Annotated in this window: 12 protein-coding genes; 8 read left to right on the top strand and 4 right to left on the bottom strand. The window is 60.0% G+C overall.

Annotated features, from left to right (window positions below):
* Window positions 1-23 precede the first annotated feature (23 nt).
* Entirely contained in the window at window positions 24-527 is a 504-nt protein-coding gene (locus OHL14_RS17705) for a DUF1003 domain-containing protein (RefSeq protein ID WP_263380709.1), read from the top strand.
* 74 nt (window positions 528-601) lie between these two features.
* Here OHL14_RS17705 and prfA read toward each other — a convergent pair whose 3' ends face one another.
* From prfA to OHL14_RS17720, 3 genes are all read right to left on the bottom strand, one after another.
* The gene (prfA, locus tag OHL14_RS17710) at window positions 602-1,669 is read right to left on the bottom strand and encodes a peptide chain release factor 1 (RefSeq protein ID WP_263380710.1); all 1,068 of its coding nucleotides are present in this window, start codon (window positions 1,667-1,669) and stop codon (window positions 602-604) included.
* Between the two features lie 201 nt (window positions 1,670-1,870).
* A complete protein-coding gene (locus tag OHL14_RS17715; protein WP_263380711.1) occupies window positions 1,871-3,040 on the bottom strand; it encodes a carboxypeptidase-like regulatory domain-containing protein in 1,170 nt (389 codons plus the stop codon).
* A 102-nt stretch (window positions 3,041-3,142) separates the two neighbouring features.
* Window positions 3,143-3,892, bottom strand: a complete 750-nt coding sequence (locus OHL14_RS17720; RefSeq protein WP_263380712.1) for a hypothetical protein — start codon at window positions 3,890-3,892, stop codon at window positions 3,143-3,145.
* Between the two features lie 84 nt (window positions 3,893-3,976).
* Here OHL14_RS17720 and OHL14_RS17725 point away from each other — a divergent pair, with 84 nt between their 5' ends.
* From OHL14_RS17725 to glyA, 7 genes are all read left to right on the top strand, one after another.
* Entirely contained in the window at window positions 3,977-5,782 is a 1,806-nt protein-coding gene (locus tag OHL14_RS17725; RefSeq protein WP_263380713.1) for an ATP-dependent DNA ligase, read from the top strand.
* A 404-nt stretch (window positions 5,783-6,186) separates the two neighbouring features.
* The gene (locus OHL14_RS17730; protein WP_263380714.1) at window positions 6,187-6,804 is read left to right on the top strand and encodes a DUF882 domain-containing protein; all 618 of its coding nucleotides are present in this window, start codon (window positions 6,187-6,189) and stop codon (window positions 6,802-6,804) included.
* 134 nt (window positions 6,805-6,938) lie between these two features.
* Entirely contained in the window at window positions 6,939-8,099 is a 1,161-nt protein-coding gene (gene alr / locus OHL14_RS17735; protein ID WP_263380715.1) for an alanine racemase, read from the top strand.
* Between the two features lie 667 nt (window positions 8,100-8,766).
* Window positions 8,767-9,519, top strand: coding sequence for a TIGR03435 family protein (locus OHL14_RS17740; RefSeq protein ID WP_263380716.1), 753 nt, complete (start codon window positions 8,767-8,769; stop codon window positions 9,517-9,519).
* Between the two features lie 53 nt (window positions 9,520-9,572).
* Window positions 9,573-10,772, top strand: coding sequence for an alpha/beta hydrolase family protein (locus OHL14_RS17745; protein ID WP_263380717.1), 1,200 nt, complete (start codon window positions 9,573-9,575; stop codon window positions 10,770-10,772).
* 9 nt (window positions 10,773-10,781) lie between these two features.
* Window positions 10,782-11,378: a TMEM175 family protein gene (locus tag OHL14_RS17750; protein ID WP_263380718.1), complete on the top strand. Its 597-nt coding sequence runs from the start codon at window positions 10,782-10,784 to the stop codon at window positions 11,376-11,378.
* A 13-nt stretch (window positions 11,379-11,391) separates the two neighbouring features.
* Window positions 11,392-12,654, top strand: coding sequence for a serine hydroxymethyltransferase (glyA, locus tag OHL14_RS17755; RefSeq protein WP_263380719.1), 1,263 nt, complete (start codon window positions 11,392-11,394; stop codon window positions 12,652-12,654).
* Window positions 12,655-12,765: 111 nt separating this feature from the next.
* On the opposite strand, the gene OHL14_RS17760 is transcribed toward glyA, so the two are convergent.
* The gene (locus OHL14_RS17760; protein WP_263380720.1) at window positions 12,766-13,149 is read right to left on the bottom strand and encodes a nuclear transport factor 2 family protein; all 384 of its coding nucleotides are present in this window, start codon (window positions 13,147-13,149) and stop codon (window positions 12,766-12,768) included.
* Between the last annotated feature and the right edge of the window lie 114 nt (window positions 13,150-13,263).

The raw sequence follows: 13,263 nt of genomic DNA on the forward strand, positions 1-13,263 counted from the left end.
ATCTCAGTAAGCAGAGGTAAGCCTTGCCACGGACGCACATTCAAGACCACGTCGACCTGATCGCGAAGCATGAGCTGGAGTTTCTTGCGAACCGCACACGCGCCGAACGCATCATCGATGCGGTCGCAGGGTACATCGGTAGTCTTACGTTCGTGGTTGTCCACATCATCTTCTTTGCCCTGTGGATCGTGTGGAATGTGCTGCCGCATACCCGCCACTTCGACACGCGTCCCTTCTCGTTGCTGCAGACACTAGTGGCCATGGAGTCGATCCTCGCAGCCAGCTTTATCCTGATGCGGCAGGGACGCCTGGGACGGCGCGCAGACGAGCGCGATCATCTGATGCTGCAGATCCTGATCCTGAGCGAGAAAGAAATTACGGCACTGCTGGGTGTGAACCGCGAGATTGCCAATGAGGTCGGCGTAAGCGATATGGCTAATGAAGATGAGGTCCGCGCGCTAAGCGAGCCCACTTCGATTGACGACGTGGCGCAGACCATTGCGGAGAAGCTGCCGGGGAATGGCTAAAACAGCGAGAAGATAAGCGTGAAAAGAGGAACTTCGCTTCCCTTCTCATTCTGGTCTTCTCACTTGCCGCTGTCTTAAGCTGCTTCTGATTGCGCCTTCAACTTCTCTGCCGTCTCGTGCGCGATCAGGGCGTCGATCGTCGGCTGCAGCAGGCCTTCCATCACCATCTGCAGATTGTGGTTCGTCAGGCCGATGCGGTGGTCCGTAAGGCGGTTCTGCGGGAAGTTGTAGGTGCGGATCTTGTCGCTGCGGTCGCCCGAGCCGATCTGGCTCTTGCGGTCCTTCGCCTGTAGCTGGTGAATGCGCTCGGCTTCGACCTCATACAAACGCGAACGGAGAACGCGCATAGCTTTCTCGCGGTTCTTGATCTGCGACTTCTCGTCCTGGCAGCTGACAACGGTGTTCGTCGGCAGATGCGTGATGCGGATCGCCGAGTACGTCGTATTCACCGACTGTCCGCCAGGGCCTGAGGAGCAGAAGGTGTCGATGCGCAGGTCCTTCTTTTCGATCTTGATGTCGACCTCTTCCGCCTCCGGCAGCACGGCCACCGTGATGGCGGAGGTGTGGACACGACCTTGCGTTTCGGTCGCAGGAACGCGCTGCACGCGGTGCGTGCCAGACTCGTACTTCATCAGCGAATAGACCTTGTCGCCTTCAAAGATCGCAGTGATGTCTTTCAGGCCGCCTACGTCAGAGTCAGTCTGCGAAAGGACTTCGACCTTCCAGCGATGCTGCTCAGCGTAGCGAAGGTACATGCGGAAGACCTCCGCCACGAAGAGAGAGGCTTCGTCGCCGCCGGTGCCGGCGCGGAGCTCGATGACGACGTTCTTATCGTCGTTCGGGTCCTTGGGCAGCAGCAGAACCTTTAGCTCGTCTTCCACGACAGGTAGCTGCGGTTCGAGCTCGGCGAGCTCCATCTCCGCCATCTCGCGCATGTCGGCATCGGCGAGCATCGCCTTCGCGTCGGCAATGGAGTTGGTGAGTTTGCGATACTGCCGGAACTTTTCGACCGTGGGCTCCAGGTCGCGGTGCTGCTTGGCGACCTTGCGGAAGTTTTCCTGGTCGTTGACGAGGGTGGGGTCGCCGAGCTGCGCGCCGAGTTCTTCATAGCGGGCTTCGAGTTGATCGAGACGTTCGAACATTTGGGACTCCTCCTGCGATAACGGCAGGGATTAGGGAACAGGAATTAGGGATGAGAAAGGCGCGGATCCACGCGGCTGCGAGTTAGGCGCAGCTAGGCAAAGTCGTGACGGAGAGTCACGCGGGAGGTCAACACCGGATTTGCGCTGGAAAACTTCATCGCTCTTTAGATGATAACGCGAGGATTCGGGATTCTGAAGTGGCTACTTCGGCTCGTCCGCGGGCTTGCCCTTGGCATAACCGGGCACGTTGTGGGTCAGGTGGTCCAGTACGAACTCTCGGAAGAGGCCCTCCACCGCGTTGCCGCCGATGCCAATGCCCATGTTTCTGCCCGCGAGGGAGCCAGCGGAGTTTCCCGCCGGGTGGTATAGCGTTGAAAGAGCTCCGGCGGCGCCGTTGCCAAGGATATGTGAATACGCAGGCTGCAAATGCCCGTTGTCGCCGCGCGTGATGATGCCCGACGAGATCGCGTGCCATATACGGGACTTCATCGGCTGAGCCGGCCCCATATAGAAGTAGCGTGGGTCCTGGTGGAAGATCGAGGGGAAGATGGCGTAGCCAAGAAAGCGGCCAAAGAGGGCGTCTCCGTAGGCGGCGGCAAACCGTTTGCCATAGCTGGGAGCGTCCTGTCCCCAGCCTGGAAAGGTATCGTGGGCAGTCTCTACCCCGGCAATGATGGCAGTTGGGACGAGGATGAAGGGATCAGTGCGCGACTTCGTAGCGAGATAGAATTTCTGCCGCGTGTTCAGCGGCGCGGCATTCCAGACAAAGCTCTCGTAAAAATTGGGCGCAAGACCCAGCACGCGCTGGTGCGTCTCCAACTTCAACTCGGCATCCGCGACCTGCGCGCTGGTGGCATAGACGTCGATGGCCGTGCCAGCCGTGGCGACGAGCAAGGCCACATTGGGCAGCTCAAAGTGCTGGCCTGCTGCGAGCTCGATACGCTCCGTCAGGAAGGGCTCAAGGCCCTTGGCCGTGATGCGGGCACGATAGCTTCCTGCGGGCAGATCGAGGAACTCAAACTCTCCAGCGGAGTCCGAGGTGGTCTCGCGCAGCGGCTTGTGCTGGCTGGCGAGCTCGCCCGAGGTCGGCTTCTCCGTCAGATGGACTGCTTTGCCGTCTTCCTCCAGCTTGATCGTAGCGCCGGGAACAAGAGCTCCGGCGACATCGCTGACTAGCCCGCGGATGCGAGCATGCGCTTCGGCTGACGGCACGGTTTGCGCCGTGGCGGCCTGCAGAAAGCTCGGTGCGTCCGGCAGAGAGGCACTTGCGAGGTTCTGCGCTGCTGCGGTAAAAGCCAGCGGAAAGGCAATCGCTGCGATGGCGATAGAGACGCGCGGGGCCCTGAAAAAAGACGTGTGAGACGTGGTCATGGAAGTGAGTTCTAGTTCACAGCATGACAGATTGGGCGACAGCGGAACGTTGCGAGAACAAAAACATTCACATCGGGTAGCGACACCGTCGCAGGGACGCCTTCACGGAGCATCGCTTGCAGGGCCGAGCGTGACGCTCGCGGTGAAGAGCTTGCAGTTGGTGTAGGTTGATTCGAAGCGGTCGAGGAACTTACCGTTGGGGCGCTCGGACACCATGTGACTGGAGAGCTGGTAGGTCACATCGTTCAGCGTTACGGGCGCGAGATCAACCTGCGCGAAGGGGATCAACGCATACAGCGCAGTTCCCTGCGCGGTGACGCGGCGCTCGAGGTGCTGAATATTGCCAGTGGGGTCGAGCGTGACAAAGCCGCGGACACCAACGCTGCGGCAGCCGGGGAGCTTAGCTGCATCCGGGGCGCCTTCGAAATCGATGCGGTCAGTCGAGAGCGTGTATCGATAGCAAGCCTGCTGACCGGGCAGAAAATAGGCCAGTGCCTGGCGAAAACCTCCCTGCGCATAGGCGGGCATGGTGAAGCCGCCGCCCGTGAAGGGCTGCCCGTTCACCGTCAGGAACTCCGCCGCCTCGGTCAACTGGCCGTCCGCACCGCGCCGCACGCGCAGATTGGCTGTGAAAGTCACGTGGCGCAACACCCGGGGCGGTTCGTTCTTTTTGCCGGGGAGCAACTCATCGCTGCTCGCTGTCTGCAGGCAGCTGAAGTTCGGAAGAGAACGATCGAAGGCGGCAGCCTGCTCGCCAAGTCGAGCGAGAAGTGTCTCCAGCGTCGGCTGCTGCGCATGGCCAAGGCCTGCAACCGCGAGCAGCGTAATCGGGATAACCTGTGACAGTCGCAACCGGAAACTCCTGAATGTTGATTGTATGAGCGCGGAGTTGCAGGACACGTTGAGCGGCGGCGAATCGTGCGCGATGCTAGAGAGATGGCAGGATTTGCAGAGGTCGCGAAGCTGGCGGAGATGCTGGCGAAGGAACCGGGACGGCTGAAGAAGCGCGCGGCCATCGCAGAGGCCATCGCGACGGTACATGCCGAAAGCGGAAGCGAAGACGCCGGTCAGTTTTGTCTGTATCTTGCCGGCCAGCCGTTTGCGGAGGCCGATCCGCGCAGGCTAAACGCGGGTGGTGCGCTGCTATCGAAGGCGGTGAAAGAGGTCTCCGGTGCCAGCGACTCGTTACTTACAGCGGCGTACCGACGCCACGGGGATCTGGGTGCGGCTGCCGCTGATTTGTGGCCTGAGAAGATGCACGGGCAGTTGACGCTGGTCGAGGTGGATGAAGCTTTTGCGGCCATGGCGGTGGCGCGGAGCACAGCCGCCCGTGCCGCGCTGGTAGAGGGTTTGCTGCGTCGCGCCACAGCACTGGAGGCGAAGTATCTGCTGAAGCTGATGCTCGGTGACATGCGCATCGGTGTGAAGCAGAGCTTGATTGAAGAGGCGATTGCCGTCGCTGCGACGGCGGAGCTGACGGCCGTTCGCAATGCCGTGATGCTGCAGGCAGACCTGGCGCAGGCCGTACGCATGGCCTTTGCAGGCACGCTGGATGAGGCGCGGATGAGGCTGTTTCATCCCTTGGGGTTCATGCTGGCGTCGCCGGTAGAGTCACCGGAAGAAGCTGTGGCGCGGTTCACGGGCAAGCCCGAGCTGGACGAGTCTGCCGTAGTCCACGCGCTGCTGGAGGACAAGTTCGACGGCATGCGTGCGCAAGTCCACTGCGGCGATCCATCACAGCCGGGGCGCGTCGCGATCTACTCGCGCAACCGTGAGGACATCACCGAGAGCTACCCCGAGATCGTCGAAGCGCTGCGCCACGCCCCCACGCCCATGATTCTGGACGGCGAGATCCTTGGCTGGGACTTTGCAACGGATAAGGCTTTGCCGTTCGCGCGGCTGGGGCAGCGCATCGGCCGCAAGCGCGTCGATGACGCCATGCGGCGGCAGATTCCGGTGGTGCTGATGGCCTTCGACCTGCTGTTCGAGGGAGACCAACTTCTGATTCCCCTCCCTCTGCGCGATCGCCGCGCCCGTCTGGAGCAAGTATTTGCGCGACTCGGGGCAAGTGCCGTCGCTCCGCTCGAAGCAGTAAAGACCGTTTCGCAAGGCAACCTGTTTGCGGCAGCTGAACCACCAGGAGCTTCTCTGCCGAGACTGCAGCTTTCGCGAGCGCAGATGGTGGAAAGTGCCGAGCAGATCGATCTGGCCTATGCCGAAGCACGCGGCCGGGCGAATGAAGGCGTCATGCTGAAGGCGGCGGGGTCAACCTATCAACCGGGACGCCGAGGCCTCGCCTGGGTGAAACTCAAACGCGAACTCGCGACACTGGATGTGGTGATCACCGGCGCTGAGTTTGGCCACGGCCGGCGTGCCGGGCTGCTGAGCGACTACACCTTCGCCGTACGCGGCGATGGCGGCGAGCCGCTCAACGTCGGTAAGGCCTACTCCGGCGTGACCGATGCCGAGATTGCTGAGCTGACAGAGTGGCTGAAAGAACACACGCTGGAGGATCACGGTCATTTCCGCACAGTCGAGCCGTTGCGCGTGCTGGAGGTCGCGTTCAATAACGTCATGCGGTCCGACCGCCACGCCAGCGGGTTCGCGCTGCGGTTTCCGAGGATCTTGAAAATCAGGGACGACAAACCAGTGGAGCAGATCGATACCCTGGAAGCTGTGGAAGCGATTTTTCAATCACAGCCCGATAAAGATGTTGATGAGAGTGAAGTATCTCCACCGTGAACTGCCTATCTTGCGCTGTAAAACCCAGTAGACCCCAGCAAAAGCGGAAAGTATGCCGTTACCAGCGTGAGGCCACCTTTTTCTTGACGGTTAGGCAACCCGGGAAGGCTGGGGTAGAATCGCGACAGCGGAATGAAGAATGGCGATTTTGATTTGTGTCAGCCATTTCGCGCACTCATTACGAAGAGCGATCCGAACGACTGATTTTCTTTTCAATGTTGCACTTTTTTTCTTGGAGATTCAGACCTTTGAACCTTTCAGTGCGTACCTCTCTTACTTCCGGCCTCTTTTCGTCCAAGGCTGTCGCCTCCCTTCTGTGTGCAGGTCTTCTTCTTTGCGCCAACGGAACTGCCAGCGCCCACCATGCTCGCATTCATGCGCGCAGCTCTCATTCCCTGCCCTCCATGCGCTCGCTCTCCAGCCTGATGATGCTGCCGGCGCTGACACCGGGCATTCTGCCGGAGACGGAGGCTGATGTTCCGGCTGACGGCAAGCCTTACTCGCTGCGTCTGGCCGCGCTGCACACCGGCGAAAGCATCGACATCGTCTACCGCATCGGCGATACCTACATCCCCGAGGCGCTGGAGAAGTTGAATACGTTTCTTCGCGATCACCGTACCAATGAAGTCACGCACTACGATCCCAAGGAGTTCGACCTGCTGCACAACCTGATGACTCGGTTGGGCAAGCCGAACGGCACAGTCGACGTAGTCTGCGGCTACCGCACCGCTGAAACCAACGAGCTCCTCCGCGAAAACGACCCCGCGACGGGCGTTGCCAAGAGGTCGCAGCACATCGAAGGCCACGCGATCGACATCCGCGTCCCCGGCGTCGCCACCACTCAGATACGTAATGCGGCCCTCAGTCTTGAAGCAGGCGGCGTCGGCTACTACCCCAAGAGCCAGTTCGTTCACGTAGACGTAGGCCCGGTCCGCACCTGGACCTTTGGCGGCGGCGTCCACAGCGTCAAGGGCAAGCGCTCGCGCAACGGACATCGCGCAGTACGCCGGCACAGAAGCTAAGCCAGACAGTAGTGACTGGTGGATAGACAAGTAAAGGGGCGGCCAACTGAGTCGCCCCTTTCTGCGTCTGCTGGTGTCTTTCACTCCTGTCTACTCACTACTCACTCCTGTCTGCCGTAGATAATGGTTCTTGCATGAAGAGCTGGATCGAAATCTCGCGCGCAAACCTTGGTCATAATCTGCGCGCTGTGCAGACGCTTGCAGGACCCGCCGTAGAAACCCTTGCCGTCATCAAGGCAGACGGCTACGGCCACGACGCCACGCTCGTCGCGCAGGTGCTCGCCGAAGCAGGAGCACCGTGGCTCGGCGTCACCGATGCGGAGGAAGGCGTCCGTGTCCGGTCGGCGGTCGGCTGGTCCAAGCCCAGAATCCTCGTTATGTGCGGTAGCGAACCTGCGGATGCGCCCTCGCTGATCGAGTACAAACTCACACCTGTGGTCTGGACACTCGAGCACCTGCACACCCTCGAGCATGCCGCGCAGGGCACCGCCGAACGCTTCGCCGTGCACCTTGAAATCGACACCGGCATGTCGCGGCAGGGCGTCACTCCGGGCCCGGATCTCGATGCGATGCTCCGGCATTTTGCCTCCTCGCCCACCCTCTTTTGCGAAGGCGTCATGACGCACCTCGCCTGCGCAGAGGCTAGCGACGGTACACGCGGCGCCTCCGTCACCGAGCGCCAGGGCGATCAGTTTCACCAAGCGCTCAAGCAGGTGAAGGCGGCAGGAATCAAGCCCGCTTACATCCACATGGGCAACACCTCCGCGCTCGATGAAGGCTCCACCATGCCATGGATTCGTGCGGTCGCCGCCTCCTTCGGGGCGCATGCCATGGTCCGCACCGGGCTCGCCCTCTACGGCGATGCGCTGCCCCTTGAGGGCAATGCCTCCGCCGCGCTGCATCCACACTTGAAGCCAGTGCTGACGTGGAAGACCCGCATCCTCGGCCTGCGCGAGATCGCTGCTGGAACCACTGTCGGCTACGGAGCCACCTTCACCGCGCCCCACCCCATGCGCCTGGCACTGCTCGCTGTCGGCTACGCAGATGGTTTCCGCCGTGAGGCCTCCAGTGGAGTCGGCAATGGCTGGGTCGTGATCGCAGGCCAGCGCGCCGTCGTGGTTGGCCGGATCTCGATGAACCTTCTCGTGGTGGACGTCACGCACATCGCCGTCACGCTACAAGACGACGCCACCCTTCTAGGCGAAGGCGTCTCCGCAGACGACCATGCCCGTTGGTGTGGCACGATTCCCTACGAGATCCTTTGCGGAATCCGTGCGCAGGGTCGCCTCATATAGCTCTACTTTGTTGACTTTTTTATCCGAATCGCTATAACTGCATATGGACGTGGACGGCTTTGCCTACGCGACCGCTTGTGGAACGTAAAAAGCCTCTGAGCGCCTGGCAGCACCCAGAGGGGTTTTTCGTGATCAGCGATGTAGTAAGTACAGCGCCACAGCAATCTTCGAGAGCAGGAAGAGAATTACTTCTCCCGGCACCTGCATCGAAAACCGCCCGCAGCGAACCCGAACGGCTCGCATAAGGCATCACCTCCTTTACAGATCGCCCCGAAGCTCTTACTTCGGGGCATTCGCTTTCAGGGCGAACTTCTCAGTCGGCGGCTCCCTGTGCGAGCCAGCTCTGTAAAGGCAGGATCAGTATCGCATTGGCAAATAAAAAGCGAAAGTAGCGAAAGTCGTAGCGCGTAAGCCCTTTCCTTGCCTCAGCGAGCGGCAGTCTTCAGTGTGATGAGAAGCAAAAGGTCGCTGCCAACCTCAAGATATTCCGAGCGGATTTGATGTGCATGCGTCTTCCGTATGTGACCTCCAGCGTCGTCATGCTGTGAGAGCGAAGGAGTTCAAGTTGATCGTCCATCCAACAAAGTTAAGGACCCTAACTCTAGTCATCGTTTGCCTGACTGCAGGCCTTTGTGTCTCTGCAGTAGCACAAGATAATTCGAAGCCGATGCCGGCGACCGTGCGAAAAGCGATGACGGATCCGAATCCATCGTTTGAGGTGGCGACCCTGAAGCCAACCGACCCGGCGCATCCAGGCAGATATTTTCGCGTTGCGGGCCGCAAGTATTACACCCATGACACCTCTCTCGCAGATTTGATCGACCTCTGCTACGGTGTTCATCCCAGTCAGATCATCGACGCTCCAGCCTGGGTAAGAACGGAGAAGTTCGATCTGGTCGGCACGCAGCCGGGTGAAGACGAGCCCAGCGGAACGCAGTGGCTGGCAATGATTCGCAACCTGCTCACGGATCGCTTTGGTCTAAAAATTCGCCGTGAACAACGTGACTTGGCTTCGTATGTATTGACAACGGATAAAAACGGACCGAAGAACCTTATTCCTGCGAAAAGTACTGCTCCTTATCCGAGCCTTGAATTCAACCGCGTGGCTAACGGTCTAGTTTTACCTGCCAGGAACGCCGCCCTCAGCCAGTTCTGCCAGATGATGCAACAGGTGGTTCTCGACCGTCCCGTCATAGACAAAACCGGACTCGCCGGCAGATTCGACTTCCTGCTGGTATTCATGCCGAATGAAAGCCAGTTCGATGGGCATCCACCGGTTACGTCCTCACAAGTGACGGGAGAACCTGCACCAGATCTGTTCGAGGCCATTCGCACTCAGCTGGGCTTGAAGCTGGAGTCAGCGAAGGTGCCGACAAACGTCCTCGTTGTGGAACAAGTTCAGAGACCGACGGAGAACTGATACCGGTTTGACCTTTCCCCCCTCTCTTAAGGACGAAACGGTAAACTGAAGAAATGGTTTCGAAGCTTTACGCCAAGTGGATGTACGCGTGGGAATACGCGCTCACAACGAGGGACAGCAACCGGGTCGAGCGCCCACTGGAGTGGGGCTTCGATCACCTCGCCGACTTTGGAGGCACCGAAGCAGCCGCGCGGGTGGAGCGTGGTGAAACGACTCCACTGGCAGCCATGGCAGCGTTGAACCAGCGCATCGTGTCCGATCCTCACGCGTTCTTCGACTACGCCACACCGACAGACTTCCGCATCGAGCAGCGCCACCCCGAGCTGTACCCCACCAATGTCCGCCCCGAAACCCTGTCCCAGGACCGCGAGTGGAAGCGCCAAGCTGAAGCAGGCGAGTTGCGCAAAGAGCCTTTCCTGCGCTTTACCTCCGCCGTGCGTACACCGTATCCCGAGAACGATCAGGTCAATGCGCGCTGGTATACCGCTGAGCATAAGGACAAGAGCAAGCCGAAGCAGGCCATGATCATCATGCCGCAGTGGAATGCGGATGCGTTCAGCCACAATGCGCTGTGCGATATCTTCAACAAATTTGGCGTGTCGTGCCTGAGGCTCTCGAAGCCGTACCACGATGTGCGTCGCCCGGCTGAGCTGGAGCGGTCAGACTACGCGGTGAGTTCGAACGTTGGCCGCACCCTCGCGGCCTGTCGCCAAGCCGTCGCGGATGTCCGCAGCTGTATCGACTGGCTTGAATCGCAGGGCTACGAGCAGTTCGGCGTGCTCGGTACGAGTCTTGGCAGCTGCTATGCGTTTCTCGCTGCAGCGATGGACCCCCGCATCCGCGTCTGCGCCTTCAACCACGCGTCCACCGAGTTTGGCGACGTGGTCTGGACGGGCCAGAGCACACGGCACGTAAAAGCGGCGTTCGAGCACGCCGGCCTGACGCAGGATGAGGTGCGCACGATCTTTGCCGGACTTAGCCCCGCGAAGTTTATGGAGGCCTTCGCGGCCAACCCGCGCCGCGTACTGGTTATCCACGCGACCTACGACCTCACCTTCATCCAAGAGTACTCGCTCGATGTTCTGAAGAACTTTGATAGCCACAAGATCGATTACGTCTCAAAGGTACTGCCCTGCGGCCACTACACGACCGGCGAGTTCCCCTATAAGTATCTGGACGGCTGGTGGATGGGCTCCTTTGTGTATCAGTCCTTCAAGCGGCTGGCGGAAGAAGGTGCTTTGGTGAGGAGCTAGACTGTCTGCATGGCGGAGCCGGAGGCACAAAATGGACCGGAGAGACTGGCAGCTTTCTCTGATGGCGTGATCGCGATTCTGATCACGATCATGGTGCTCGATTTGCGACCGCCCCATGCGTTGGGGCTGGCTGCTTTGTGGCCCATGCGGCTTACGTTTCTTAGCTATGCGTTAAGCTTCCTTTTCCTGAGCATTGCCTGGATCAACCATCACCAGCTCGTGCGCGACGTGAAGCACGTGCAGCCCTGCCTGATGTGGAGCAACCTCGGTTTTCTATTTGGGCTATCGCTCCTTCCGTTTGGCACGGCGTATATGGCGGAGCAGAACATGGCCCCCTTCACGGTAGCGCTCTATGCGTTCATCTTTCTGGTTTCCACGCTGGCCTATATCGTGATGGAATTGTTCGTCGCAGCACAGAGCGGCGAGCACGCCGGTGTGAAGCAGGCTACGATCAGGCGCAGTCTGCTGGCGCTGCTGATCTTCGGTGGTGCCATTCCGTGCGCGTTTTTATCCGGCTGGCTGGCATTGGCTTTGATTGTGGGGGGCGCAACACTGTATGCGCTGTCGGATTGGATCCGCCGCAGGAGCCAGGGAAAGTCAGCGTAAAATTAGGGCTGATATGTCCATCGACCTGAACGCCACGCTCGCCGCCTCCGACCCGCTCATCTATCAGCAGATTCAGAACGAGATTCATCGCCAGCATGAAGGGCTGGAGATGATCGCCAGCGAAAACTTCGTATCGCGCGCTGTGCTGGAAGCTGCAGGCACGGTCTTCACGAACAAGTACGCCGAGGGCTACCCCGGCAAGCGCTACTACGGCGGCTGCGAGTACGCCGATGTGGTCGAAAACCTGGCACGCGATCGCGCCAAGGAGCTCTTCGGCGCGGAGCACGCGAACGTGCAGCCCCACGCGGGCTCACAGGCCAATGCGGCGGCCTATATGACGATGGTGGAGCCAGGCGATACCGTCCTCGGCCTCGATCTCGCCAACGGCGGACATCTCACACACGGTCACAAGCTGAACTTCTCCGGCAAGCTCTACAAGATCGCCGGCTACAAGGTCCGCGAGGATACCGAAGTCATCGACTACGACCAGCTCGAGGAGCAGGCGGTCGAAGTGAAGCCGAAGATGATCATTGGCGGCGGTTCAGCGTACCCGAGGCAGTTCGACTTCGCGCGCATGCGGCAGATCGCGGACAAGGTCGGCGCGAAGCTGTTCATCGATATGGCGCACTTCGCTGGCCTCGTCGCCGGTGGCGCGCATCCCTCGCCGGTTCCATACGCGGACGTGGTCACTACGACGACGCACAAAACGTTGCGTGGACCGCGCTCGGGTCTGATCCTGTGCAAGCAGGAGTACGCAGCCAGCATCGACCGCAGCGTCTTCCCCGGCCAGCAGGGCGGCCCACTCGTCCACATCATCGCGGCCAAGGCCGTCGCCTTCAACGAAGCCCTGCAGCCCGAGTTCAAGACCTACGCCGCGCAGACCATCGCCAACGCGAAGGTGCTCGGCGACGCGATGCAGGCCGAAGGCTATCGCGTGATCTCGGGCGGTACGGACACGCACCTGATTCTGGTCGATGTCTTTGCTAAGGGTATCTACGGCAGTGAGGCTGAAGCGGCTCTCGGAGCCGCGGGCATCACGGTCAACAAAAACGCCATCCCCTATGACAAAAATCCGCCGATGAAGCCTTCCGGTATCCGCATCGGCTCCCCCGCGCTGACGACGCGCGGCATGAAGGAATCCGAGATGCGCACCATCGCCAGGTGGATCGCCGAAGCTCTCGAACACCGCAACGACGAAGCGAAGCTCGCACAGATTCGCGGCCAGGTTGGCGAGCTGGCCGAGCAGTTCCCGCTCTACGGCTACCTACGCGGATAGCTTTTCTGCGCGAGTAGCTTCAGCAAAACCAAGTGCCCCGTGTTCGAGAGTTCTCGAACACGGGGCACTTGGTTTTTAGCGACTCTCTTCACGAGCGAGTGACTTCTATCTCTACGGAATCTTCTGAACCCACTGGCTCCGCCACGCGGGCGCTTCGAAGGGATCGGCGAAGTACTGAGTCTCGTGCACGACTTTGTCATTGTTGAATTCCATCATGCTCACGGTGTATGCCGGCCTTCCCTGATAGTCGATGACATACTCCGTAATCCAGAGATCGCCTCCCCCAACAATCCGTCTGACCTTGAAGCCAGACGGCTTACCGGGATGATGGCTGCGCAAGGCCTGCAGGTTTCTTCGCCCCAGAATGCGCTCGCCCGATTGCGGGTAGTCGCAGATGGCATCGTCTGCGTAGATGTCATGTTCTGCCTCTGCATCCCCTGCGGCGGAGGCCTGCCAATGTGCATCGAGTGCTGCTCGTATCTCCTCATCTCGCATCGTCGTCCCCTCTCCCATAACGATCTCGATCACTATTGTGCGCTCGCGAGCCGTCTCAGAAAAAATTCACAGTACCGTCATATCCAGTCACTATCTTCAAAGTCGCTTCTCAAC

This window comes from Granulicella paludicola, assembly GCF_025685545.1.
GTDB lineage: Bacteria > Acidobacteriota > Terriglobia > Terriglobales > Acidobacteriaceae > Granulicella > Granulicella paludicola.

What these genes read in the sequence shown, in the direction of transcription:
- OHL14_RS17715 (WP_263380711.1), bottom strand. Translation starts at nt 3,040, where the DNA reads ATGACCACGTCTCACACGTCTTTTTTCAGGGCCCCGCGCGTCTCTATC.
- OHL14_RS17745 (WP_263380717.1), top strand. Translation starts at nt 9,573, where the DNA reads ATGGTTTCGAAGCTTTACGCCAAGTGGATGTACGCGTGGGAATACGCG.
- OHL14_RS17760 (WP_263380720.1), bottom strand. Translation starts at nt 13,149, where the DNA reads ATGCGAGATGAGGAGATACGAGCAGCACTCGATGCACATTGGCAGGCC.
- OHL14_RS17730 (WP_263380714.1), top strand. Translation starts at nt 6,187, where the DNA reads ATGCGCTCGCTCTCCAGCCTGATGATGCTGCCGGCGCTGACACCGGGC.
- glyA (WP_263380719.1), top strand. Translation starts at nt 11,392, where the DNA reads ATGTCCATCGACCTGAACGCCACGCTCGCCGCCTCCGACCCGCTCATC.
- OHL14_RS17725 (WP_263380713.1), top strand. Translation starts at nt 3,977, where the DNA reads ATGGCAGGATTTGCAGAGGTCGCGAAGCTGGCGGAGATGCTGGCGAAG.
- OHL14_RS17740 (WP_263380716.1), top strand. Translation starts at nt 8,767, where the DNA reads ATGCCGGCGACCGTGCGAAAAGCGATGACGGATCCGAATCCATCGTTT.
- alr (WP_263380715.1), top strand. Translation starts at nt 6,939, where the DNA reads ATGAAGAGCTGGATCGAAATCTCGCGCGCAAACCTTGGTCATAATCTG.
- prfA (WP_263380710.1), bottom strand. Translation starts at nt 1,669, where the DNA reads ATGTTCGAACGTCTCGATCAACTCGAAGCCCGCTATGAAGAACTCGGC.
- OHL14_RS17750 (WP_263380718.1), top strand. Translation starts at nt 10,782, where the DNA reads ATGGCGGAGCCGGAGGCACAAAATGGACCGGAGAGACTGGCAGCTTTC.